Annotated in this window: 19 protein-coding genes; 7 read left to right on the top strand and 12 right to left on the bottom strand. The window is 63.8% G+C overall.

Annotation, left to right across the window (positions count from 1 at the left end; all coding sequences use genetic code 11):
• The 5 genes from VD811_11295 to VD811_11275 form a co-directional block, all read right to left on the bottom strand.
• On the bottom strand, positions 1-829 hold an 829-nt coding region (locus VD811_11295), incomplete at its 3' end, for a DUF4105 domain-containing protein (protein ID HXV21557.1).
• Positions 830-1,303 (bottom strand): DUF3015 family protein, encoded by a 474-nt coding sequence (locus VD811_11290; GenBank protein HXV21556.1) that lies wholly within the window; start codon positions 1,301-1,303, stop codon positions 830-832.
• 168 nt (positions 1,304-1,471) lie between these two features.
• The gene (locus tag VD811_11285; GenBank protein HXV21555.1) at positions 1,472-2,227 is read right to left on the bottom strand and encodes a sulfite exporter TauE/SafE family protein; all 756 of its coding nucleotides are present in this window, start codon (positions 2,225-2,227) and stop codon (positions 1,472-1,474) included.
• Between the two features lie 3 nt (positions 2,228-2,230).
• Positions 2,231-2,995, bottom strand: a complete 765-nt coding sequence (locus tag VD811_11280; GenBank protein HXV21554.1) for a tRNA threonylcarbamoyladenosine dehydratase — start codon at positions 2,993-2,995, stop codon at positions 2,231-2,233.
• Positions 2,996-3,067: 72 nt separating this feature from the next.
• The gene (locus tag VD811_11275; protein ID HXV21553.1) at positions 3,068-3,853 is read right to left on the bottom strand and encodes a TatD family hydrolase; all 786 of its coding nucleotides are present in this window, start codon (positions 3,851-3,853) and stop codon (positions 3,068-3,070) included.
• Positions 3,854-4,000: 147 nt separating this feature from the next.
• Between VD811_11275 and VD811_11270 the strand changes: the two genes are divergently transcribed.
• Positions 4,001-5,701: a methyl-accepting chemotaxis protein gene (locus tag VD811_11270; protein HXV21552.1), complete on the top strand. Its 1,701-nt coding sequence runs from the start codon at positions 4,001-4,003 to the stop codon at positions 5,699-5,701.
• A gap of 120 nt (positions 5,702-5,821) precedes the next feature.
• On the opposite strand, the gene VD811_11265 is transcribed toward VD811_11270, so the two are convergent.
• Genes VD811_11265 through VD811_11250 form a run of 4 tightly spaced genes read right to left on the bottom strand, consistent with a single transcriptional unit; the run spans position 5,822 to position 11,629 of the window.
• Positions 5,822-6,016 (bottom strand): DUF2892 domain-containing protein, encoded by a 195-nt coding sequence (locus VD811_11265; GenBank protein HXV21551.1) that lies wholly within the window; start codon positions 6,014-6,016, stop codon positions 5,822-5,824.
• On the bottom strand, positions 6,013-9,234 hold the full coding sequence (locus VD811_11260) for an efflux RND transporter permease subunit (GenBank protein ID HXV21550.1): 3,222 nt from the start codon (positions 9,232-9,234) through the stop codon (positions 6,013-6,015). The genes VD811_11265 and VD811_11260 overlap by 4 nt, the downstream gene beginning before the upstream one ends.
• A gap of 2 nt (positions 9,235-9,236) precedes the next feature.
• Complete coding sequence (locus tag VD811_11255) at positions 9,237-10,298, bottom strand: efflux RND transporter periplasmic adaptor subunit (protein HXV21549.1); 1,062 nt, start codon at positions 10,296-10,298, stop codon at positions 9,237-9,239.
• Positions 10,295-11,629 carry a TolC family protein gene (locus VD811_11250; GenBank protein ID HXV21548.1) on the bottom strand — a complete coding sequence of 445 codons (1,335 nt, stop codon included), beginning with the start codon at positions 11,627-11,629 and terminating at the stop codon, positions 10,295-10,297. The genes VD811_11255 and VD811_11250 overlap by 4 nt, the downstream gene beginning before the upstream one ends.
• A 270-nt stretch (positions 11,630-11,899) precedes the next feature.
• Between VD811_11250 and VD811_11245 the strand changes: the two genes are divergently transcribed.
• From VD811_11245 to VD811_11220, 6 genes are all read left to right on the top strand, one after another.
• Positions 11,900-12,934 carry a TRAP transporter substrate-binding protein gene (locus VD811_11245; protein ID HXV21547.1) on the top strand — a complete coding sequence of 345 codons (1,035 nt, stop codon included), beginning with the start codon at positions 11,900-11,902 and terminating at the stop codon, positions 12,932-12,934.
• A 263-nt stretch (positions 12,935-13,197) separates the two neighbouring features.
• On the top strand, positions 13,198-14,238 hold the full coding sequence (locus tag VD811_11240) for a TRAP transporter substrate-binding protein (protein HXV21546.1): 1,041 nt from the start codon (positions 13,198-13,200) through the stop codon (positions 14,236-14,238).
• An 84-nt stretch (positions 14,239-14,322) separates the two neighbouring features.
• Positions 14,323-14,811, top strand: coding sequence for a TRAP transporter small permease (locus tag VD811_11235; GenBank protein HXV21545.1), 489 nt, complete (start codon positions 14,323-14,325; stop codon positions 14,809-14,811).
• A 4-nt stretch (positions 14,812-14,815) separates the two neighbouring features.
• A complete protein-coding gene (locus VD811_11230) occupies positions 14,816-16,111 on the top strand; it encodes a TRAP transporter large permease (GenBank protein HXV21544.1) in 1,296 nt (431 codons plus the stop codon).
• Positions 16,112-16,152: 41 nt separating this feature from the next.
• Entirely contained in the window at positions 16,153-16,578 is a 426-nt protein-coding gene (locus VD811_11225; protein HXV21543.1) for a universal stress protein, read from the top strand.
• A 90-nt stretch (positions 16,579-16,668) separates the two neighbouring features.
• Entirely contained in the window at positions 16,669-17,328 is a 660-nt protein-coding gene (locus VD811_11220) for a BON domain-containing protein (protein ID HXV21542.1), read from the top strand.
• A 517-nt stretch (positions 17,329-17,845) separates the two neighbouring features.
• Here the strand turns inward: VD811_11220 and VD811_11215 are convergent.
• The 3 genes from VD811_11215 to cls form a co-directional block, all read right to left on the bottom strand.
• Positions 17,846-20,950, bottom strand: coding sequence for an efflux RND transporter permease subunit (locus VD811_11215; protein HXV21541.1), 3,105 nt, complete (start codon positions 20,948-20,950; stop codon positions 17,846-17,848).
• 51 nt (positions 20,951-21,001) lie between these two features.
• On the bottom strand, positions 21,002-22,132 hold the full coding sequence (locus VD811_11210; protein ID HXV21540.1) for an efflux RND transporter periplasmic adaptor subunit: 1,131 nt from the start codon (positions 22,130-22,132) through the stop codon (positions 21,002-21,004).
• Between the two features lie 193 nt (positions 22,133-22,325).
• A complete protein-coding gene (gene cls / locus VD811_11205) occupies positions 22,326-23,765 on the bottom strand; it encodes a cardiolipin synthase (GenBank protein ID HXV21539.1) in 1,440 nt (479 codons plus the stop codon).
• Positions 23,766-24,098: the final 333 nt, after the last annotated feature.

The following is a 24,098-nucleotide window of genomic DNA, read 5'->3' as shown; positions in this document are numbered from 1 at the left end:
AAAAATAGTCGGAATAGATATCGCGCAGCTCCCAGATGTGCCGGAACATCCTCGCAACCTCTTCGGCCGTGAGATTCAGCGCGTATTCCCAGACGTCGCGTCGCTCCAGGTCGTTGTATTCCCGTACCTTCACGTAATAAGGGAGGATCGAGTAGTAGCCCCGGTAAAGACCGAAGATCCCCTTGACGGCGTAAGCGAAGCCGTTGCTTTCGTCGGTGAAGGCCGAATAGTTCACCGCGTAAGAGAGGAGACGGCTCTGGTAGGGTCCATCGATATTGATCAGAGTATGGCCGAACATCGAGGCAGGGCTGTTGTTGTGATTCCCGGGGAAGATCAGGGTTGCCGACCGCGGATCAACCTTGGCCAGGGCCTGCTCAAACTCGCTGCAGTCCGCTGGCGGCAGGCGGAAGGGATCAATTCCCAGACGCTCCCGCAGCCAGGCGTCGCGGGCCACGAACCGGCAGCGGGGATCCTCCTCTCCCGCCCCCGGGACGCTGAACAAGGCGGTGAGCGTCGCCGCCAGCTCTGCAGCGGGATCGGTTTTGCCATCTGCGCCGAGGAAAAAATGGGGGTCGTCGATCAGACTCTCGACGCCGCCGGCCAGCGTCGGCTGGTAATGCAGGAGGATATGCCAATAGCGCTCACGGTGGAGCTGACGCTCCTGTGCCTGCGCGAGAAGTGCGGCAAGATAGGAACCGCCTGCCGCCTGCCCGGCAACGGCGGCGGCCGGGGTCAGCAGACACAGAAAAGCGAGGCAGAGGAGGAAAAACCACCCCCCCCGCCTCGCCTTTCGCTGCGGTTCGGTACTGCAGGATGCCGAACAGATCATCTAGTTGCTGGCAACGACGATGCGGTCCAGGACGTTGGCCGCACTTTCCTCACCGGTAATGAAGATGTCAGCAAAATTCCCCTGCAAGTTGGCGTAGAATTCGCCCCGGTTCTCGGCCGGAACGGCCAGCAGTTCGGCCAGCGTTGCGAGAGACTCCCCTTCGCCGCGGGCGATGTCACGCGCCAGACTGTCCATGTTGGCGACGGTGAACTCCATCAGACGCTCGCTGGCGGCGATATTCGCCGGCTGATCACAGCCGAGGGTGCCGGAGGTAATGCCGAAGGTCTGGTTGCCGAAGATGCCGTTGGTGGTCGCCTGCAGCGACTGGGAGAAGACCGAATTGTCGGCCTTGTTCCCCCAGAGGATGGTGCCGAGACCGCAGCCGGTGTTGCTCGCGGCCTGGCCGGCGAACGCCGCGCCGGCGAGGAGCAGCACGCAGCCTCCGCACAGAGCCGTTATTCTGAGTCCTTTCATGCACTTGCCTCCTTGTCAAAGGGTTGAACAGCTTGCTTTGATTCAAGCACATCTGGTTCGAAAGTCAAGCAGCCATATCGCGCCCCGCCGAGCCGTTTTCTGTCCATGAAAAAGCCGGACCGAAAAGAGGGAAAACGGTCCACGTTCCAGCGCAGGACACGTTTCGTCTCAACCGAACAGCAGCTTGAGGGCAAAGAGGAAGACGATCAGGGAGACGACCTTCTTGAGCCAGTCGTGTCCCTTTTTGATCGCCATGTGAGTGCCGAGCCAGCCGCCGGCGGCATTGCCGACGGCCAGGGCCAGCCCCAGCGGCCAGTTGACCTGCCCGTGAGCGACAAAGACAACCAGCGCGACGACAGTGAAAACCAGGGTGACGAAAACCTTGACGGCGTTGATGCGCACCAGGTCGAGACCGTGGGCGAGGAGCCCGCTGATGATCAGAAAGCCGACTCCCGCCTGCACGAAGCCGCCGTAGATGCCTATTACGAAGAAGGAGACGATGAGTACCGCGGTGCGCAGAGGCGTGAAATGGACCTGCTCGACCCGATGCCTTTTCACCGGATCGAGCAGCACGAAGGCGAGAACGCCGAGCATGATGAACGCTAGCAGGCGCTGGAACAGGGCATCGTCGATGTCGACCGCCAGTCGGGCGCCGAGGTAACTGCCAACCACGGCCGGGACGGTGCACAGTAACGCCAGGCCGGCTGGCAACATCTTCTGGCGGCGAAAGCCGCCGATGGCGGTGACGCTCTGGAACAGAATGCCGATCCGGTTGGTACCGTTGGCCACAGTGGCCGGCAGTCCGAAAAAGATCAGCAGCGGCAGGGTCAGCAGCGAGCCGCCCCCCGCCAGCACGTTGACCGCCCCGGTGAAGGCGCCGAGGACGAACAGGGCAACGGCCTGCAGGGCGAAGGGCAGATCCATCCCCTACTCCCCGAGCAGGCTGCGGATCACCTCCCCGGCCATGGTCAGACCGAACAGGGGCGGGATATAGGAGGAACTGCCGAGGATGACCCGGCGGTCGGTACAACTCCAGCGCTGCTCCTCGCGGTTGGGGCAGACGCAGTCCTCGGCGCAGCCGGCCGTCGCCTCGCCCAGGGGGCGGAACTCTTCGGTGGAGAAGACCACCTTGACCCCGGAGGCGACGCCCCGCCGGCGCAACTCTTTGCGGATGATGCGGGCGAGACGACACTTCTGGGTATGGAAGAGATCGGCAACGGCAATTTTGGTCGGGTCGAGCTTGTTGGCTGCCCCCATCGAAGAAATGACCGGCAACCCGCGCTCTTTGCAGTTCTGGATCAGGTGGAGCTTGGCGGTGATGTGGTCGATGCAGTCGAGGACGTAATCAAAGCTGCGGTCGAGCAGCTCGGCCGAGTTGGCCGCCTCGTAGAAAGCCTTGACCGGCTCAATCTGCGCCTGCGGGTTGATCGCCCGGCAGCGCTCGGCCATCACCTGTACCTTCGGCCGGCCGATGGTGCCGTCGAGGGCATGGATCTGGCGATTGACGTTGGTCAGGCAGATGTCGTCGAAATCGACCAGGGTCAGCCGCCCCACCCCGGCCCGGGCGAGAGCCTCGGCGGCATAGCTGCCGACGCCGCCGACGCCGAAGACGGCGACCGAAGCGCCGGCCAGGCGGGTCATGCCGGCTTCGCCGACCAGCAGTTCCATACGACTCAAGCGATGCTGTTTCATAGGGTGAAAAACCTTCGGGTCAGGGGAGGTGGGGCGCTGCTTGCCGCGCCCAGGGCAGAGCAAGCCCTGCCCCTACAAAATCTTCAAAATTCTTTTGGCGTTCTCCGTGGTGATACGGGCCGTCTCCGTCTCGCTCCAGCCGCGAATCTCACTCACCCGCCGCGCCACCAGCGGCAGCCAGGCGGGGCGGTTGATCTCGCCACGATGGGGGTGTGGCGCCAGATCGGGAGCATCAGTTTCGAGGACGATCCACTCGGCCGGCACCATTTGCACAACCTCGGGAAGGCGCCGGGCGTTGGGATAGGTCACCGTGCCGCCGACACCGATGGCGAAACCGAGGCGGGTCCCCTGGAGGGCCGTCTCGAGGCTGCCCGAAAAGGCATGGAATATCCCCCCGACTTGTTTCGCCTCCTCCTCCTGCAGAATCCGCAGCAATCGCTCCGTCGCCTGGCGGCAGTGGATCAGCACCGGCCGGCCAGCCGCTATCGCCAGTCGTAATTGGGCGCGAAACGCCTGTTCCTGCACTGCCAGAGAAGGGGAGGGGAGAAGGGCATCGAGGCCGATCTCGCCGACCGCCACCACCTTCGGCTCCACGAGCAGCCGCTGCAGTTCCCGCTCACACTCCGGATTCCACTCGCCGGCCGCGAGCGGGTGCAGGCCCGGCGCCGCCCAGGCGCTACGGACCGTCTGCGCGACCTCAAGGACCCGTCGCCATCCCGGCCGCTCGACGCCGGGGACGACGAAATATCCGATGCCCGCCAGGCGGGCTCGCCGCACTTCCTCTTCCAGACCCTCGGCCAGCGGCGAAGCATCGAGGTGAACATGCGTATCGAAAAGCAGCGGGCCAGCATCCCTCATGGTGATCCATGCTAGCACAGGGAGGGCGGCCAGGGAAAGATGGGGGATTTTTTACCACTTGCCATGTCCGCCGTTCTATGTTATGGCTAACACCCTGAATTTCCACAAAAAGAATGCACTTTGCGCCGACAGGGAGTGTGTCTTAAGATGTTCGAATTCGTCAAAATCTCCTATCTGAAGAAAGTCTTTTTCGCTACCCACCTGACCGGCCTGGTAGCCGGCAGCCTTTTCCCCTTCATCGTTTCGCCACTGGTCGGACCCGCGGCCTTGCACTGGCCCTTCTTCCTCAGCTGTTTGGCCATGGGCGTCGGCGTCGGCGCAGCGCTCTTTTTTTTCGTCAGGATCACCCTCAAGAGCCAGCTGCGTCAACAGCTGGAACTGCTGCGCCCGCTGGCCGGAGACATCACCTCGCGCGGCGATACGGTAGAAGACCTGCATGCGGCCCTTGAAACGTCGGTCGGCCAGGTCGAGGCGATGATCGGCAAGCTGCTGACGACGGTCGACACCTTCGCTCCGCACTTCCGCTCGCTGGCCGAATCGAGTCGCTATCTCTCCGAGCGGGCCCATGACGGCCTCGCCGCCGCGCGCAGCACCCGCACCGACGTCGAAAGCATGGAACAGAAGCAGCAACAGGTGATGGCGCAGGTGCAGACGCTGACCGACCGGGCCCAGGACGAGGCCGCCATCTCCCGCGAGTTGTCCGCATCCCTGGAGGAAATGTCCGAGGCGATGGAACACTCGAATGCCAAATTCCTCGAGACGACCACCAGTGTCGACGAGATGGCTTCGAGTGTTCTCGAGGTCGCTGCCCAGGCCGACGAGATTGCTCAGTCGGTCGAAGGGACGGCCCGTGACCTCGACGACATCGGCGACTCCCTGGTGAAAATCCGTGCCGGCGCCGCTGCCAGCGCACAGGCCGCAGGCACGGTCAAGCAGGACGCCGAAAGCGGGCTGCACGTGGTCAAGGACTCCATGGACGAGATGGAACGGATCGAAGGGGAAAGCCAGCGGGCCATGACGGCCATGCAGCGCCTTTCCCGGCAGACGGGAGAGGTGGCCAAGATCATCGAGGTCATCCGGGAACTGGTCTCCGACACGGAATTGCTCGCCTTCAATGCCGCCATCATCGCCGCCAAGGCCGGCGAGGAGGGGCGCGGGTTCGCCGTGGTTGCCGAAGAGATTCGCGATCTGGCCGACCGCACCACCAACAGTGCCCAGGACATCCAGCGGATTGTCCAGGCGATCGGCGGCGACACCCGGGAAGTCACGGAGGCGGTCGAAGCGACCGGGATGCGCATCGCCAAGGGGAAACAGCTCTCGCTCTCCACCGGCGAGGCTCTGGGCAAGATCGTCGAGAGTGCGAGCCAGGCTTCTGCCGCCTCCGAAGAGATTGCCGAGCAGACCGGCAAACAGGGGGCGCGGGCAAAGGCTCTCCTCGATGATGCCGGGCACAGTTTGCGTTCGGTCAGGGCCATCGCCCGGGCCATGCAGGAGCAGCAGATCGCCATCGTCCGCATTCAGGAGGGGGTCAGCCAGATGAAGAGCGCCGCCGATCAGATCGCCCGAGGCATGGACGAGCAGGTCAGGGCGAACCGCGAGTTCGGCAAAGGGCTGGCCGATCGGGAGACGCAGGTCCAGGCGATCAACGAAGCAACCCGCTTTCAGATGGCCACCGCCCAACGCGTCTTCAGCCACTTTGCCACTTCGGAGAAGCGGCTGTCCAGCAACGCCGAGCGGGCGGCGGTCATCCTCCAGGAGATCGCCCAACTGGAGAAACTGGCCGGACTTCTTCGCGATCTGGCCGGCGCCTTCAAACAGCAGGAGGGGACAAGGCAGACCCTTCGCTGAAATGCCCGTAGCGGTCCAGCCGGATTTGGGAAAAGGCGCGGTCCAGGGACCACGCCTTTTTTTGCGCGCGAATTTACTGCCGCCAGCCGGCAGGGCGGATCCGGGACCCACCTCGACACCTCACGCCTGCTCCCTTACCCCCAGCCTGCGCAGCAGCGTCATCATCGGGCACCAGTCCGTGAAGGCGCTCTGGAAGAGGTTGAGCCCGACGAAGGCAGTGAACCAGAGCCAGTGGGGGGAATGGAGATGCGCCAGCAGCACGCTGAGCACAATGAAGAAGCCGGCGGTCAGGCGCAGGTAGCGGTTAACGGTCATGACTTGAATCTCCTCTCGTGTTCGGCGGCCTTGCGGCCGTAGATGAGCCAGTAGACGACGGGGATCACCACCAGGGTGAAGGCGGTGGAGGCGAAGACGCCGAAGATGATCGCCCAGGCGAGGCCCGAGAAGATCGGGTCGAGGGTGATGATCCAGTTGCCCAGCAGCGCCGCGCCGGCGGTGAGCAGAATGGGCCGCAGACGCACCGCACCGCTTTCGATGATCGCCTCTTTGAGGGGCGCGCCTCGGCGCAGGGCGTGATGGATGAAGTCGATGAGAATGATGGAGTTGCGCACCACGATCCCGGCCAGGGCGATCATGCCGATCATCGCCGTGGCGGTGAAGAAGACCGGCGTGTCGTAGCCGCCGACCGGCCGGTCGGCCACCAGGTTGAGCAGCCAGAAGCCCGGCATGATGCCGATCATGGTCAGCGGAATGGCGGCCATGATGATCAGAGGCATGCCGACGGAGCCGGTCTCGATCAGCAGCAGGATGAAGATCAGCACCAGGGCGGCCCCGAAGGCGATGCCGAGTTCGCGGAAGACGTCGAGGGTGATTTTCCATTCCCCCTCTCCGCTCCAAACCACGCGGGTGCCGGTGGGCAGGGGGTTCTCTTCGAAGTGCCCGGCGAGGTTGAGGACGGCGTTGACCGGGCTCTTGCCGGCCATCTCGCCGAAAACGTAGGCCACCCGCTCCAGGTTCTTGTGATAGATGGTCGGCTCCAGAGTTTTCTCGACGAAGCTCCCCAGCTCGGAGAGCCTTACCAGCTGGCCGTTGCGACCGCGAACGGACAAGGACGCCAGAGCCGCGGCCGAGGAGCGCTCTTCGACGGGCAGGCGCAGCCCGATGTGCAGGGGGTTGCGGTCGGTATCGACGTGCACGGTGCCGACCTTCTCGCCGCCCAGGGCGAGGGCCAGAGTTTGGGCGATCTCGGCATCGGCGATGCCGGAGAGGGCCGCCTTCTCCCGGTCGACGACAAAATGCAGGCGCGGCTGGGCAAACTCCACGGTATCGTCGACGTCGACCACCTTGTCCTCCGCCGCCATCCGCTCTCGCACCAGCTTCGCCGCGGCAATCTGCTCGGCGTAGTGGACGCCGGGCTGTGCGTAGATTTCGGCGGCCAGGGTAGCGATGACCGGCGGCCCCGGCGGCACCTCGACGATTTTCAGCTCGGCGCCGTGCCGCCGGGCGATGTGGGTCAGATCGTCCCGCAGGCGCAGGGTGATGGCGTGGCTCTGCTGCGCCCGCTCGCTCTTGGCCGCCAGATTGATGCGGATGTCGGCCAGGTTCGGCCCCTGCCGCAGGTAGTAGTGACGCACCATGCCGTTGAAGTCCATGGCACTGGCGGTGCCGACGTAGGCCTCGAAGTCGGTCACCTCGTTGACCGTCCCGAGGTAATCCTCCAGCGCCCGCACGGCGGCGTCGGTCGTCTCCAGGGTGGTCCCCTCGGGCAGGTCGAGCACCAGCTGGAACTCGTTCTTGTTGTCGAAGGGGAGCATCTTCAGCGGCACCAGGTTCAGGGCCGGCATGGCCACGGAGCCGAGGAGCAGCAGCACCACCGCCCCGACCAGCAGCCATCCCTTGCGCCGATCGTCGAGGAAGGGGGAGAGCAGCCGCCGGTAGAGGCGATAGGTGCGGCTCTCCTCGAGGACGAACTCCTTTTCCTGCTTGCCGTATTCCCCCTTGAGGACGTGGTAGGTCATCCAGGGGGTGACGGTGAAGGCGACCAGCAGCGACATGACCATGGCCAGCGGCAAGTTGATCGCCATCGGCCGCATGTAGGGCCCCATCATGCCGGTGATGAAGAGCATCGGCAGGAAGGAGAGGATGACCGCCAGGGTCGCCAGGATCACCGGCGGCCGCACTTCGTCGACGGCAGACAGGACAGCGTCCCGGGGCGGCTCCTTCTTCATCTTGAAGTGGCGATAGATGTTCTCGACGTCGACGATCGGGTCATCGACCAGCAGGCCGAGAGCCAGCACCAGGGCGAAGAGGGTGACCCGGTTGATGGTGTAGCCGAACCAGTAATTGACCAGCAGGGTGAGGGAATAGATGATCGGGATGGAGACCGCCACGATCAGCGCCTCCCGCCAGCCCAGGGCGATCAGAATCAGCGCCAGCACGGTGACGACGGCGATCACCAGATGGGTGATCAGTTCGTTGACCTTGTGGTCGGCGGTCTCGCCGTAGTTGCGGGTGACCCGCACGTCGATGCCGTCGGGGATGATCGTCCCCTGCATGGCGCGCACCGCGCCGATGACGTCGTCGGCCACCGCGACCGCGTTGGTCCCCTTCTTCTTGGCGACGGCGATGTGCACCGCCTGATGCTCCGTGCCGGCGGCTGCCGCAGCCGGGTCGCCGGCCGGTCCGAAGCGCAGCCGGGTGTAGGTCTGCGGCTCTGCCATGCCGTCGGTCACTTTGGCCACGTCGCGCAGGTAGACGGGGGCGCCGTCGAAAACCCCGATCACCAGCTCTGCAACCTCGGCGGCGCTGCGGAAGAAGCTCCCCCCCCGCACCAGAATCTCCTCGTTTCCCTGCTGCAGGCTGCCGGCCGGCAGCTCCAGGTTGGCGGCGGCCAGAGCCCGCCGGACAGCGAGCAGGTCGAGGCCGCGGGCGGCGACGGCCTGCGGCTGCAGCTCGACCCGGACCAGCCGGGGCCGGCCGCCGATGACCGTCGTCAGCGAGGTGTTCTGCACCGACTGCAGGCGGTCGACCACCTCCTCGGCCACCCGCCGCAGGTCATGGTCGGAGGCATCATCGCTGAACAGGGTGAGATTGACGATCGGCACGTCGTCCACCTCGACCGGCTTGATGACCCAGCCGGTGACCCCGGGGGGGACCAGATCGAGGTTGGTCTGGATCTTGTTGTGCAGCTTGACCAGCGAGTCGACCCGATCCTCGCCGACGAAGAAGCGCACCGTCACCACCGCCAGATCGGGGCGCGACATGGAGTAGACATACTCGACGCCGTCCACCTGCCAGAGCAGCTTCTCCAGACGCGTGGCGACCTGGTTCTCCACCTCCTCGGCGCTCGCCCCCGGCATCTGCACGTAGACGTCGGCCAGCGGCACGACGATCTGCGGTTCCTCCTCCCGCGGCGTCAGCAGCAGGGCGGCGGCCCCGGCGAGCAGCGAGAGGACGATCAGAATCACCGACAGGTTGCCGTCGAGGAACTTCTCGACGATGCGGGTGGGCAGCGAGCGCTTCGCAGCAGCCATGCTCACTCCTCCACCCGAGCGCCGTGCTGCGCCCGGTCCGCACCGGCGGCGACGATCGTCGCTCCCTCCGAGAGGCCGGAGAGGATTTCCACCCGGTCATCGAGGCGGCGGCCGGTCCGCACCAGACGGAAGCGCAGGACGCCATCCTCCACGACATAGAGACCGCTCAGCTGGCCGCGCTGCACGATCGCTGCGGCCGGCACCAGCAGGGTAGGGCGCGCCCCGCCGGCCAGCCCCACTCTGGCATACATGCCGGCGCTGAGGCCGCTGCCATCGACGATGGCGACCTTCACCTCGAAGGCGCGGCTCTGCGGATCGGCCGCCGGCAGGACCTCGGCCACCTTGCCGCTGAAGGTTTTGCCGGCAGCGGGTATCTCGACGCTGACCGCGTTCCCTTCGCCCACCCGTCCGAAAAGGGTTTCGGGGAGCCGCACCCGCACCCGCCACTCGCCCTGACGATCGAGCGCCAGCAGGGGCGTCCCTGGCAGCACTGTCGTGCCTTCCTCGACCTCGCGGCGCACCAGTCGGGCGGCGTAGGGGGCCGTCACCCGGGTGTGGGCGAGGGCGGTTCGCGCCGTCTCGACGGCGGCGGCCGCCGAACGCTGATGCTGCCGCGCCATCTCCAGCTCGGCGTTAATACGGTCCATCTCCTGCGGCGTCACCGCCTCTTTGGCGAAGAGCTGGCGGTAGCGCCCTGCGGTCTGCTCCGCCAGTTCCGCCCGGGCCGCCGCCGCCTTTCGCGCTCCCTCGGCTTCAGCCAGCCGGTGCGACGCCGGGTTTCCCTCGATGGTCAGCAGCAACTGCCCCGCCTGGACCAGGTCCCCCTCCCGAACGGCGATGCGCCCCACGCGGCCGTCGATGCGTGCCGCCAGCACGCCGCGGTCGGGGCTCTCCACGGTTCCGACAAACGTTTCGGCTTCGGGCAGCGCGGTCGAAGCGACAGTCGTCAGCGACAGACCACGAACCACGGGGCGCTGCGCCGGGGTCGCTCCCGGCTCGATGTCACGGCCGCAGGCGGCCAGCAGCAGGCAGAGAAGGAGAGAACTGAATAGGGTCTTGTTCACAGCGAAGGCTCCTCATGGGGCAGGAAGGTCTGCACAAAGGTCCCGCTCTGAAAGCGGATGTTGCCCAGAGCCAGCAGCAGCCGGCCCTCGGCCTCCACGGCATCGAGCCGCGCCCGGTCAAGGGCGGTCTGCGCCGTCAGCAGTTCGGAGAGCTCCACCAGCCCCGCCGCGTAGCGCTCGCGCAGCAGGCGCTGGCTCTCCTCGGCTTCAGCCACCGCCTGGCGGGCGGTTTCCAGGTTCGCCTTCGCCTCAGCCGCCCGCAGCTGTGCCTCCTCCACCCGGAACCGAGCCTGGCGCGTCGCCTCCAGGCGGCGGGATTCGGCGACCTGCTTCAGGGCGGCGGCCCCTCGGCGGCTGTGTCCGCGGCGACCGCCGTCATACAGTTCCCAGCTCAGGCCGGCCCGCAGCGCCCAGCTGCCGGCGTCAGTCCCGAAGGGCGTTTCGGCATCATGCAGTGCGTAGGAGGCGGAGAGATCGGCCCGTGGCAGCCAGGCGGCGCGGCTCTGCCGCCAGGCGAGTCCGGCCTCCTCGGCCTCAAGGGCGACCGCCTGCAGGTCGGCACGCTGCAGCAGCCTGGGCGTGTCCAGTGCTGCCAGCTGCTCCGGATGCAGGGTGCCGGCAATCTCCACGTCCCCGTTCTCCCTGCCCATCGCCAAAGCCAACCCCCGGCGGGCCAGGATCTGGTCGTTTTTCGTCGTGGTCAGGCGCCGCGAAGCCTCGGACAACTGGACTCGGGCCCGCAGCAGATCCGCTTTGAGGCCGACGCCGGCGGCGTGGCGTTCGGCGGCCAGGCGAACGGTCTCCTCGGCCTCGCGCTGGGAACTATCGCTCCAGGCCAGCGCCGCCTCCGCCTGCTGCACCTCCAGGTAGGCCCGAAAGGCGGCGAAGGCGGCCTGCTCGGCGCTCCATTCGGCCCCGGCCAGAGCGGCCTCTGCCAGCTTTTCTGCCCGGCGCCGCCCGTAGGCGATATCCGGGTCGTAAAGGGGCTGTTCGACCGTCAGCCGGGTTTCGAAGTCCTTGCGTGAGGGGGGGGCATTAAAGGCATCGGCGGTGTTGCTCAGCTTAAGGTCTTCCTGATTCAGGGAGATGAAGAGGCTGCCGGCCGGCTCGTCGGTCCAGACCAGGTTTTCACTCAGCGTTGCCCGCGGCAGGTAACGGCTGCCGGCCTCATCGGCCGCCGCCCTGGCGGCCACCGCCTGCTGCCTCGCCGCCATCGCCTGCGGCCGCAAGGCCACCGCTTCGCGCAGAGCCTGCTCGAACTCTACCGTTTCCGCTATCGCCGTCGCCGGGAGAAGCAGCAAACCCATCAGCACAAGAACCTCTGGACGCATCCGATCGACCCCCTTTATGCATTACTAAAGACATATATATGATTTTAAATATAATGTCAACTGATGCCGGCGCCTGCAGAGCCGACAGGTCAAATATACTTCCATTTCACCCGGACACAAGAAAGCCTTGAATTGTCAGACATTTCCACCTGTTGTCCGGGTACAACGTGGCCCAGTTTTCCCTTGACCGGTAAACGGCCGGCGATTATTCTCTCAGCGAACACCCACATTAGTTTTTTCTTTTCCTCGCAAGACAGAAAGGATCGCGGCATGTACCGGAATTCCCTCGCTGGACTTGCTTTGCTGGCTTTGCTTCTGGCGCCCGGCAGCAGCCGGGGTGCCGACCCGCTGGCCGCCTGGACACCGAAGTTCGACCCCAGCGGCGCCCAGTACACCTACATTCTCTCCAACGTCGACCATCCGGCCATCGAGGGGATCGCCGTCGGCTACCGCATCCGCGACAAGATCTGGGAGCGCTCGGGCGGCCGCCTCTTCGTCGACTTCCGCCCCCTCGCCCAGCTCGGCGGTGAAAAGGACGTGATCAGCAAGCTCAAGCTCGGGGCCGTGCAGGGGATGCTCTGCTCCTCGGTGGCCGCAGTCAATGTTGCCGACAAACTGGGGATCGTCAATCTGCCGTTCGTCATCGACAGCTTTGACAAGCTGGAGAAGTTCCGGCGGACGCCCGAGTTGTTCAACGAATTCCGCGACAGTGCCCTGAAGCAGGGGGTCATGGTCGTCGACTTCACCGGCTATGGCCCCTACGGTTGGGCCACCACGTCGCCGGTCCGCACCCTGGAGGAGGCCCGAAAGATCAACTTCCGGGTGGCACAGGCGCCGGTCAACGCCGACGTCTACAAGGCCTGGGAGATGAAGTTCACCGTCATGCCCTGGCCCGACGTCCCCCAGGCGCTGCAGACCGGCGTCATCAACGGCCTCGACCATACGCCGATTGTTTGCAGCATCACTAAAAAGTTCGATGTGGCCAGGTACTTCACCCGTCTCGACTATGCCCAGGGCCTCTACATCCACCTGATGAACAAGCGCTGGTTCGACAAGCTGCCGGCCGACCTGCAGAAGATCCTCATCGAAACGATCGAGGAGGAGAGCAGCCGCGCCCGGCAGGCGACGCAGAAACAACAGCAGGAACAAATCGCCGAGGCGACTGCGCGCGGTGTCGAGTTTCTGACGCTTGCTCCGGCGGATCGCCGCAAGCTGGTCGATCTCTCCGCACCGGTCTATGAAAAATGGGGCCCGAAGGTGGGAGTCGACTATCTGCAAAAAGTCCGGTCCCAGCTCGGCAACTAGCCTCCCTTCATTTCCTTTCGAGGGCGACCGGGAAGCGCCGCTTCCCGGTCCACTTCGCCAAGCCCAAACTTCAGGCACAGATCTCGCCGTCAGCCACGGCTGCGTTTGGCCGAACTTAATGCATTTTGATATGGAGAAACTTCTTTGCCGGTTCCGGCAAAAAATCCAAAATCCTTTGAAACAAAACGAGGTTTGTACTAGCATAATCGTTCTTGATGTTCATCCGGCACGGTCCGATTCACTTTTGTGCAAAGGAGTTACGTATGCTGCGAAAAATCACCCTCGTTCTGCTGATGCTTACCCTGACCTGCGCCCTTCCGGCGCTGGCGCAGGAAAAGGCCGACCCCCTGGCCGCCTGGAAGCCGAAGTTCGATCCCAGTGGCGCCAAGTACACCTACATCCTCTCCAACGTGTCGCATCCGGCCATCGAAGGGATTGGTGTGGGCTACCGCATCCGCGACAAGGTTTGGGAACGCTCGAAGGGGCAGATTTACGTCGACTTCCGTCCTCTGGCGCAGCTCGGCGGCGAGCGGGATGTCATTCAGAAGCTGAAACTGGGCGCCGTCCAGGGGATGCTCTGCTCCTCGGTGGCGGCCGCCAACGTCGCCGACAAGCTGGGGGTCGTTAATCTCCCCTACGTGGTCGACACCTTTGACAAGCTGGACAAATTCCGCAGTACCCCGGCCCTGTGGAGCGAGTTCAGGAACAGCGTCCTCTCCCAGGGGCTGACGGTCGCCGATATCACCGGCTATGGCACCTATGGCTGGGCCACCACCACCCCGGTGCGCAGCCTGGAGGAAGCGAAAAAGGTCAATTTCCGCATCGCCGAGGCACCGGTGAACACCGATATCTACAAGTCCTGGGGACTGAAATTTACCGTCATGCCCTGGCCCGACGTTCCCCAGGCCCTGCAGACCGGGGTCATCAACGGCCTCGACCATACTCCCACCGTGTGCAACATCCAGCGGATGTTCGATGTGGCCAAGCACTTCACCCAGGTCGAATACGCCCAGGGGCTGTTCATCCACTTGATGAACAAACGCTGGCTCGATCAGCTTCCGCCTGACCTGCAGAAGGTCCTGCTCGAGGTCATCGAGGAAGAAAGCGCAAAAACCCGGCAGGCGACCCGCCAGCAGCATGAGGCCCAGATTGCCGACGCCAAGAGCAAAGGGGTCCAGTTCTACCCGCTTCCCGATGCGGACAAGAAGAAGCTGACCGAACTTGCCGCCCCCGTTTACGAAACCTGGGGAAAGAAGATCGGCGCCGACTACCTTCAGTTGGTGCGCACCACCCTCAGCAAATAGCCGCGCCGTTCTTCACCCCATCTTTCATCACTAGCAGCGAGGGCCGGGGAGCCAAAGCCCCCGGCCCTTTTCTGGAGCCTCCAGGTGAACAGGATTTTCCGCACCGTGGATCGGATCTTTGCCTTCGTCGAAGACTGGTCCCTGTTTCTCGCCGTCGCCGCCGCCCTGGTTTCGGCGATGGCCAACGTGATACTGCGCAAAACCACGCATATCAATCTCTACTGGTCCGACGAGGTGGTCCGCAAGGTGATCTTCTTCACCACCTACGTCGGCTGCATTGCGGCCATCCGCAGCCGCAACCTGATCCGCATTGACGCCCTGCCGCAGATCATCCCGATCCTGAAGAAGCCGCTGACCCTGATCAGTCATCTGGCGGTGCTGGTCTTTTCCGGAGTGATGCTTCGGCTCGGCTGGCAGATGACCGTTTCCGTCTACCAGGACGAGTACGCCCGCACCGCAACGCTGCAGATTCCCGAGTGGTATTTCTACGCCGTGCTGCCGGTGATGGGCGCCATGATGTTTTTGCGGACGCTGATCGTCATGGTGGAAGACTGGAAAGGGGTAAAGGGATAAACCGATGGAAGCCAACTACATTCTCATCCTCGCCCTGCTGCTCGGTTGCCTGGCCGCCACCGTGCCGGTCTTCATGGCTCTCTTCTTCACCGGCCTGGTCGGACTGGTCTGGGTCGTCGGGATCGATCCGCAGATCGTCGTCGAAGTCCTCTACCGCAGCATGGACAAGTTCGCCTTGATCGTCGTCCTCTTCTTCGTCCTCTGCGGCAACATCATGACCACCGGCAGCATCGTTCAGAAGCTGATCAAGACGGCCAACGTCCTCGTCGGCTTCCTCCCCGGCGGCCTGGCTATCGCCGGGGTGCTCGCCTGCGGCTTCTTCGGCGCCATCTCCGGCTCGACCGTAGCCACCGTGGTCGCCATCGGCGGCTTCATGATTCCCGCCCTCATGGAGAACCACTACGACGAAGAGTTCAGTGTCGGCATCATGACGACGGCGCCGATCCTCGGGATCGTCATTCCCCCATCCATTTCCATGATCCTCTACGCCATGGTCACCAACGACCCGCTGGAGGCGCTCTTTCTCACCGGCTTCATCCCCGGCATCCTGATCATCGTCTGCATGTCCCTCTACGCATGGTTCTTCTGCCGTCGGCAGGGGCTCAAGACCATGCCGCGCCCAACCTTGCGGGAAGCGGTCGCCGTCATTCGCGAGAGCATTTGGGCACTGCTGCTGCCGGTGGTGATCTTCGGCGGCATCTATTCGGGCCTCTTCACCGCTAACGAGGCGGCGGTGGTCGCCTGCTTCTATGCCTTCGTTGTGGAAATCTGCATCCACAAGGACATGAAGCTGGGCGACGTGAAGAAGGTGGTCGTTTCCTCGGCCGTGACCTCAGCCACCCTGCTGGTGATCGTCGCCGGCGCCTCGGTTTTTGGTGAATACCTCACCTTCGAGCAGATCCCCGACAAGATCGCCAACGCCGTCGTCGCCAACCTCAGCAGCCCCTGGGCCTTCCTGCTGGCGGTGAACATTCTGCTGCTGGTGGTCGGCATGTTCATGGACATCATCTCCGCCACCTTGATCCTGACGCCAATCTTTCTGCCGCTGCTTGCCAAGTTCGGCATCAGCACGCTGCATTTCGGCCTGCTGATGACCATCAACCTTGGCATCGGCTACTGCACCCCGCCGCTGGGGGTGAGCCTCTATATTTCCGGTGCGGTGGTCGACCGGGGCCTGCTCTACGTGAGCCGGGCGGTTCTCCCCTTCCTGCTGATCCAGGTGGCCCTGCTGCTGCTTCTGACCTACTGCCCCTGGCTGGTGTTGCTGCTGCCCCGCCTCGTCTACGGCGTCGGTGGCTGACCCTGACATGAATTGAACTGACTCGCCAACGGAGAGCCTCCATGGAAACGAAAATCCTGGTTCCGGTCGACGGTTCCGCGACCTCGATGAAAACCATCGACGCCATCATCGCCCGCAAGGAGAGGTTTCCCGCCCCCTTGACCCTGCTGCACGTCGTCGATCTCGACCGACTGGCCTACCGGATGATCCCCGATTTTCAGGTGGCGATGATCCGGGAACACGCCCGCCGGGCGGGCGAGCAGTTGCTCAACAGTACCCAGGAACATTTTTCCAGGGCCGGAATGTCCACCGAGCTGCGGCTGGAATTCGGTTCTCCCCGCGAGATCATCTGCCACATTGCCAACGACGAAGGGTTTGAGCTCCTCATCCTCGGCCGCCGCGGCCTGGGGGAAATCCGCGACGTTCTCTTCGGCTCCGTCGCCAACCATGCCCTGCACCACGTCCGCTGCCCCGTCCTCCTTTTCTGACCACTTGAGAAGCCCCGGAAGAGCGCTAAACTGATGGCAGATCCCCTTGTCACAAGGGGAGCAACCATCCAGCAAGCCGGAGGCACCTATATGAACGCCGCGCAAGAAATCATTCGACAGATCCAGGGGGCGCTGACCCGGGACCTGCGGATCAACCTGCCCGCCAGCGCCATTGCTATCAACTGTGAAGGTGGCTACGTCACCTTGAGCGGAACGGTCGACTCGGTGGCCGCCAAGCGCCTGGCACCCCGCCTGGCGGCCCAGATTCAAGGCGTAAAAACCGTGGACGACCAGTTGCGCGTGACTCCTCCCAACCCCATGGGCGATCTGGAAATCGCCGAGCACGTCCGTCACGCGCTGATTCAGGAGCGCAACATCGAAGAGCAGAACATCACGATCGAAACCGATCCCGACGGCGGGGTCGTCCTGCGCGGCCACGTCCATTCACTCGCCCAGATTCGCCTCGCAGAAGTGCTCTGCTGGTGGATTCCCGGGGTGACCAATGTCCTCAATCTGCTGGTGGTCAACCCGCCGGAACAGGACAACGACGAGGAGCTCAAAGACAACCTCATCACCATCATGGAGAAGGACGTGCTGGTGAATCCCAAGAAATTCCGCATCGAGGTGCGGCAGGGTGTGGTCACCCTGCGCGGACACGTCGACTCGCCGATTGAAAAATCGGCCGCCGGGAAGGACTGCTGGTACACGCCCGGGGTGCTTGATGTGGTCAACGAGCTGACCGTCGGCTGATCCGGTTGCAACCGGCAGCGGATGGTCGCCTGGCCCACCGTGCCCGTCACGGCAGAGGGAACCCCGGCCATCGCGGATATAAAACTTGCCTCCCTATATAAAATCGCATATATTGACTTTAATATGAAGGAGGCGCCCATGGAACTGCTCGGCATCCTCGGCATTGTCGCCGTCTGGTACATTCTCAACCGCTGGATATTACCTCGCCTCGGCGTGCAGACCTGACTTTCCGAAAACTGCAGCCTTCCCGTGCGGAAGGCAAAGGACGAGGGCAAGAGTAAAAGCCCACCCCGGCAGGACGATTAGCACCTGCATGATTCACCTGATTTTACTTGCACAATTTTCTCGCCTCGACGAGCAAAGGAAAAGAGCCTGCGGTTGCCATCGCAGGCTCTTTTCCTTCGGTTCAACAAATTTTCCCCGGCAACCTTTCCTCTCCCGACTGATGCGGTTTCCTTCACTGCCGGCTGGCACACCTATCGTCCGCAGATCTTTTCCAGCGGTCGGTTGAAGCTGCTCAGGTCGCGTCCGCGGCGGCGGCGACGGCGGCCTCGCGGGCAACATCCAGGGAGTGGTCGCGAGCGACGAGCATGTAGATCGACGGCACGACGAAAAGCGTGAAGAGGGTACCGACGGCCATGCCGCCGACCAGCACGAGACCGATGGAATTCCGGGCGGCGGCGCCGGCGCCGCTCACCAGAACCAGCGGGAAGTGGCCGGCGATGGTCGCGGCGCTGGTCATCAGGACCGGGCGCAGGCGGGTCAGGGCCGCTTCCCGCACCGCCTCCAGCTTGGAGTGCCCCTGCAGCTGGAGCTGGTTGGCGAACTCGACGATGAGGATGCCGTTCTTCGCGACCAGGCCGACCAGGGTCACCAGGCCGACCTGCGAGTATATGTTGAGCGTGGTGGTCCACCCCTGCGTCCAGAACGGAACGTTCGGATCGGGCATCTTCAGGAAAGTGAAAACGAGCGCCCCGAACATCGCCAGCGGCACGGAGCCGGCGAGGATGACGAAGGGGTCGCGGAAGCTGTTGAACTGCGCCGCCAGCACCAGGAAGATGAGGACGACCGCCAGTCCGAAAGCCGGCAGGAACTTGTTCCCCTCGCTGCGCAACTGGCGCGACTCGCCCGTGTAATCGAGCACGTAACCCTGGGGGAGGATCTTCGCCGCCTCCTCTTCCAGATAGCGCAGCGCTTCGTCGAGGGGGCGCACGGCCACGCCGCTGATCTTGACGGCATTGAGCTGTTGGAAACGGTTCAGCGACCGGGCGACGACGGTATTGCGGGTTGTGGCGATGGTGGACAGCGGCACCAGTTCGCCTCCCGGACCGGTTACGTAGATATTCTGAAGCTGCTCGGGATTGAGGCGGTCGACGCGTTGAAGCTGCGGGATGACCTTGTAGCTGCGGCCGGCGATGTCGAAGCGATTGACGAAATTGCCGCCAACCATCGCCCCGACGTCGGCGCCGACCTGCTGCAGGTCGAGGCCGAGGTCGGCCACCTTGTCGCGATCGATGACGAATTCCGTCTGCGGCTGGTCGATCTTCACGTCGATGAGCGGCGGAAAGGCGAACATCCCGCTCTGCATCGCCTTGAGCTGCAGCTCCTGGGCGAATTGGAGAATCTGGTCCTGCTCGGCCGTCGAGGCGAGTATGAACTCCACGGGGAACTGGCCGCCGCCGGGGAGCGCCGGCGGCGTCACCGGAAACATCCGGATGCCCGGGATGGCGCCCAGTTTCTGCTGCACTTCGGGAAGCATCTGGAAAACGGTGCGCTCGCGTTCCTCCCAGGGCTTGACGACCATGCCGCCGAAACCGGAGGCCGGAAAGGTGATCTGGAAGGTGAAATCCGTTTCCGGAACGCCGAGAAACACCTGGTTGGCGGCCGCGGCGTAGCGGCTGGTCTGATCGAGGGTGGAGTTGGCCGCCGCGTCGAGAATGCCGAAAATCACCCCCTGGTCCTCGGTGGGGGCCAGCTCCTTGGGGGCCATGATGAACATCGGCACGGCAAGCAGCGAGACGACAATCCAGACCAGGTAGACCGCCGGACGGGTCTTGAGCGTGCCGTCCAGCAGACGGCCATAGACGGCCCGGAGGCGCTTGAAGGCTCGGGCGATCCAGCCGGCCAGCCCGTGCTCCTCGATTCCCGGCTTGAGCAGGCGGGCCGACATCACCGGCGAGAGGGTCAGGGCGACGATGCCGGAGATGGTGACGGCACCCGCCAGCGTAAAGGCGAATTCACGGAAAAGCGAGCCGGTGAGCCCCCCCTGCAGGCCGATGGGGAGATAGACCGCCGCCAGGGTGATGGTCATGGCGATGATCGGCCCGACCAGCTCGCGGGCGCCAACCAGTGCGGCGTCGAGCGGCTTCAGCCCGTCGCTCAGGTGCCGCTCGACGTTTTCAACCACGACGATGGCATCGTCGACCACCAGTCCGACGGAGAGAACGATGGCGAGCAGGGTGAGCAGGTTGACGGTGAAGCCGAAGGCCTGCATGAGAAAGACCGCGCCGATCAGCGACAGGGGGATGGCCACCACCGGGACGAACGCCGAGCGCAACGAGCCGAGGAAAAGGAAGATGACGATCACCACGATGAGCAGGGTTTCGCTCAGAGTCTTGAGCACCTCGTGAATGGCATCGTCGATATAGGCGGTGGCGTCGTAGGCGACGCGCGCCTGCATGCCGGTGGGCAAATCTTTCTGGATGTCCTCCATTTCGGCTGAGACACGCTTGAGGACATCGAGGGCGTTGGCATTGGGCAACGGCCAGATGCCCATGAAAACGGCGGTCTGACCGGAGAAGCGCACCTCGGCGTCGTAGTCTTCGGCACCCAGCACGACTTCGGCGATGTCCTCGAGCCGCACGATAGCTCCGTCCTGCTCGCGGACGACCAGTCGCTTGAACTCCGGTACGGAGCGCAGATCAGTGTTGGCGGTCAGGTTGACCTGAATAAGCGATCCCTTGGTCCGGCCGATGGCGGAGAGGTAGTTGTTGGCAGCCAGCGCCTGGCGCACCTGAACCGGGCTGATGCCATGCGCGGCCATCCGCTCGGGCTTGAGCCAGATGCGCATGGCGAAGGTGCGGGCGCCGAGCACGTCGGCGCGCTGCACCCCCTCGATGGCCGAGAGGCGAGGCTGCACGATGCGCACGAGGTAATCGGTAATCTCGTTCTGCTGGAGGAGGTCGGAACTGAAGCTGAGGTAGGCCGAGGCGAACTGGCTGTCGGCCGACTCGATGTTGATAACGGGAACCTCGGCCTCGGGCGGAAGATCGGCGCGGACCTGGTCGACCTTGGAACTGATTTCCGCCAGAGCCTTGGTCCCGTCGAAGTTGAGCTTCAGCCGGACATTGATGGTCGAGAGCCCCTGGGAACTCTGCGATTCGATGTAATCGATGCCGTCGGCGGCGGCGATGGCCCGCTCCAGCGGGGTCGTGATGAAGCCGCGTACGAGTTCGGCGCTGGCGCCGACATAGACCGTGGTCACGGTAACCGAGGCGTTCTCGCTTTGCGGGTACTGGCGGACATTCAGGGTGCGGATCGCCTGCAATCCGGCGATGACGATCAACAAGTTGATCACCAGGGCGAGCACGGGACGGCGGATAAAAAGGTCGGTGATTTTCATGGGACAGGAAAAACCTTAATCAAAGGCGCAAACCCAGGCAAATTTGGCTTTTCAATTGTTCTCCGGTTTCGGCGCGTGTTTGAACTCGGGCGACAGGGTGTTGTCAACCATGACGGCCTGGCTGTTTCGCAACTTGAACACCCCGGTGGTGACGATCGTCTCGCCTTCCTTCAGTCCGGAGAGGGCCGCCACGAAATCGCCCTGCTTCTCACCGAGCCGAACGAACTGCTGGCGCAGCAGTTTTCCCGGCTGGCCCCCCGCTTCCGCTTTCTTTTCCTCCACGACGAACACCGAATCGCTGTAGGGGGCATAGAGCACCGCCGTGGCCGGTATGGCGAGTACCTGCTCCCGTCGGGGGAGCACCACAGCCACATTGACATACATGCCGGGACGCAGCTGTCCCCCGGCATTGGACACCGTTGCCTGCAGCCGTATGTTGCGGGTGGCGGCGTCAACCTCGGGATTGATCGTTGTGACGGATCCCTCGATCCGCTGACCGGCCAAGGCATCGGTCGTCACCCGCACCGGCAAACCGGTGCGGATCGCGGCCAGTTGCTGCTGGGGCAGGAGAAAGTCGACGTAAATCGGATCGAGGGTCTGCAGTGAAACAACCGGATCCCCCTCTTGGAGAATCTGTCCCAGGTTGACCAGGCGGATACCGAGACGGCCGGTAAAGGGGGCGCGGAGCGTTTTCTTGCCGATGGTCGCCCGGATGCTCTCGGCGGCAGCGACGGCCACCCTGAAACTGGCTTCGGCGCTCTCGAATTCGGCTTGCGAGATGATCTTCTGCGCCAGAAGCTCCCTGGCACGCTCCAGATTGGCCTTCGCCAGCGTTACCGAGGCCTCCGCCCCGGGCAGTTGCGCCTGCTCGGAAGAGGTGTCCTGCTTCAACAGGAGCGCCCCCTTCTGTACCATCGTGCCCGGCTCGAAGGCGATCTGCGTGACCTTGCCAGGCATCTCCGCCGCCACGGTTACCCCCTGCACCGCCGTGAGCGAACCGACGGCGGTCAGGAGCGATTCCCAGGATTCCGTGCGCACCTCGGTCGTCGTCACCGTTTCGGGCGGCGGCACGAACTGGGCACCGGCATCGATCATGCGGCCGATCTGCAGGGCTTTGATGCCGGCAAGGATGCCGGCCAATGCGATCAACACCAGAATAGTCAGGAATATTCGTTTCTTCATCTGCAGGTACTCTTTTGGTCGAGTCGGCGTCGGGAAAAGGAATAACGGCCCCGGCATTCGGAGATCGTCGAGGGCGCACTTGTAGTTAACATACGCTTATCAGAAAAACGGTGCAAGATGCGAAGTCCAAAAAGGGAAACCTCTAGGGGGGGCAAACCCGAAATCTGCCTCGCTGCACCTGGGTCGGGTCGGCTTACAGATAGGGAGAGAAGAGCTTGGCGAAGGCGTCGCGCAGCTTGAGCGGCAGAGGCCGGACGTCCAGTTCCTCCTGGGACACTTCCCTTGACAGACCATGCAGCGAGTCGAAGTGCCGGGCCAGCGCATCGTTCAGCCGCCGGTCATAAACCTCCAGACAGAACTCGAAATTCAGCCGCAGGCTGCGCGGATCAAGGTTGGCCGAACCGACCAGGGCATACGCGTCGTCAACCAGGAGGAACTTGCTGTGCACGAAGGGCGGCGGCTGGTAATAGATGCGGGTGCCATACTGGAGAAGCTCCCAGAGATAGGCGCGGGTTGCCCAGGCGACATAAGGGAGATTGTTTTTCTCCGGCAGCATGATCTCCACGGAGACCCCGCGCAGGGCGGCGGCGTTAATGGCTGTAATGAGTGAACGGTCGGGGATGAAATAGGGGGTCATGATGCGGACGCGGTGTCGGGCGCAGTTGAGTGCCCCGACCAGCAGCCAGGTGAGTTGCTCGAAGTCTTCGTTGGGGCCTTCGCTGATGCCGCGGCAGAACGCCTCGGCATCAGGGGCAGCGTCAGGATAATCGATGTCGGCCACTGGCTCGCCGGTCGTGAACTGCCAGTCCTCGAAAAAAGCCTCCTGCATCTGGCCCACCACCGGGCCCTCTACCCGGAAGTGAATGTCGACCACCCGCCGCGGGTTATTCTCGCTGGCCAGGTGCCGGCCGCCGATATTCATGCCGCCGGTGAAACCGACCTGCCCATCGACGATCAACAGCTTGCGGTGGTTGCGCAGGTTGATATGGATACCCCGCTCGGAGAGCGAAGGGGGAAGAAAGCGGGCAATGCGGACACCGCTCCTGCGTAACAGTCGCCGCGCCGGCGGAAAGGAGTAACGCTCCCCCAGGGCGTCGACCAGCACTCTGACGTCGACTCCGCGGGCGGCCGCCGCCCGCAGCGTCTCAACAAATCGCCTGCCGGTGCGATCGGAGTCGAAGATGTAGGTCGACAGACAGACCGAAGTGTGCGCCGCCTCAATGGCTTCGAGCATCGCGGGATAGGCCTCTTCGCCGTTGTGCAGCGGCTGCACCCGGTTGCCTTGCAGAAGCGGCCGCCGGGTTACCGCATCGGCGAGGCTCAGCTGCGCCGCGTAATTCTCGGCGCGAAACGGCAACTCGGCCGCCATGTCGGCTACCCAGAGGCAGAAATCGGGTTGCCGGCCGTGCATCCCCATGCCGCGGGCCTGCCAGTCCCGGGCCAGGGTCCGGATACGGTTGACCCCCAGCAGCCAGTAGAGGACGGCGCCAACCCCGGGGAGCACCAGGCACAGAACCACCCAGCCGAGGGCGGCGCGGGGATCACGCTTGTTCAGCAGGGCGTGGCCCGCGGAAAGCACGCCGGCAAGGGCCAGTAACCCCCAGAAGAGAATCGTGAGCAGAGATTGGAGCAAGCCAGGTTCCTCGCACCTCTGGAACGAAAGGTTGAACGCGCCTCTCTTCATGAGAAGTTTATCAAAGGAAGGGCCGGCGTCCAACGTCACAAAACCCGCTGTTGCTGGTGAAGGCGTGCCGCCGCAACTGCGACGGCACGCCTTCGGTCAGGGGACGTCGGGAGGGGGGACCCTGCTCACCGCAGACTGGTGGCGCAGCGGGGACAGGTCAGCATGCTGGTCGACGGAACCTTGTGGCCGCAGGTCGGGCAGATGAACCAGTAGCTGCAGTACTTGCATTGGGGCTCGGAAAGGCCCTGCTTCTTTTTGCACTTGGGACACAGGCGGTACATC

Source organism: Desulfuromonadales bacterium (genome assembly GCA_035620395.1).
Classification (GTDB): Bacteria; Desulfobacterota; Desulfuromonadia; order Desulfuromonadales; family DASPGW01; genus DASPGW01.
This window is presented reverse-complemented; position numbering and strand designations above follow the sequence as displayed.

What these genes read in the sequence shown, in the direction of transcription:
- VD811_11225 (HXV21543.1), top strand. Translation starts at nt 16,153, where the DNA reads ATGGAAACGAAAATCCTGGTTCCGGTCGACGGTTCCGCGACCTCGATG.
- VD811_11275 (HXV21553.1), bottom strand. Translation starts at nt 3,853, where the DNA reads ATGAGGGATGCTGGCCCGCTGCTTTTCGATACGCATGTTCACCTCGAT.
- VD811_11210 (HXV21540.1), bottom strand. Translation starts at nt 22,132, where the DNA reads ATGAAGAAACGAATATTCCTGACTATTCTGGTGTTGATCGCATTGGCC.
- VD811_11215 (HXV21541.1), bottom strand. Translation starts at nt 20,950, where the DNA reads ATGAAAATCACCGACCTTTTTATCCGCCGTCCCGTGCTCGCCCTGGTG.
- VD811_11280 (HXV21554.1), bottom strand. Translation starts at nt 2,995, where the DNA reads ATGAAACAGCATCGCTTGAGTCGTATGGAACTGCTGGTCGGCGAAGCC.
- VD811_11265 (HXV21551.1), bottom strand. Translation starts at nt 6,016, where the DNA reads ATGACCGTTAACCGCTACCTGCGCCTGACCGCCGGCTTCTTCATTGTG.
- VD811_11250 (HXV21548.1), bottom strand. Translation starts at nt 11,629, where the DNA reads ATGCGTCCAGAGGTTCTTGTGCTGATGGGTTTGCTGCTTCTCCCGGCG.
- VD811_11285 (HXV21555.1), bottom strand. Translation starts at nt 2,227, where the DNA reads ATGGATCTGCCCTTCGCCCTGCAGGCCGTTGCCCTGTTCGTCCTCGGC.
- VD811_11230 (HXV21544.1), top strand. Translation starts at nt 14,816, where the DNA reads ATGGAAGCCAACTACATTCTCATCCTCGCCCTGCTGCTCGGTTGCCTG.
- VD811_11260 (HXV21550.1), bottom strand. Translation starts at nt 9,234, where the DNA reads ATGGCTGCTGCGAAGCGCTCGCTGCCCACCCGCATCGTCGAGAAGTTC.
- VD811_11270 (HXV21552.1), top strand. Translation starts at nt 4,001, where the DNA reads ATGTTCGAATTCGTCAAAATCTCCTATCTGAAGAAAGTCTTTTTCGCT.
- VD811_11290 (HXV21556.1), bottom strand. Translation starts at nt 1,303, where the DNA reads ATGAAAGGACTCAGAATAACGGCTCTGTGCGGAGGCTGCGTGCTGCTC.
- VD811_11240 (HXV21546.1), top strand. Translation starts at nt 13,198, where the DNA reads ATGCTGCGAAAAATCACCCTCGTTCTGCTGATGCTTACCCTGACCTGC.
- VD811_11245 (HXV21547.1), top strand. Translation starts at nt 11,900, where the DNA reads ATGTACCGGAATTCCCTCGCTGGACTTGCTTTGCTGGCTTTGCTTCTG.
- VD811_11220 (HXV21542.1), top strand. Translation starts at nt 16,669, where the DNA reads ATGAACGCCGCGCAAGAAATCATTCGACAGATCCAGGGGGCGCTGACC.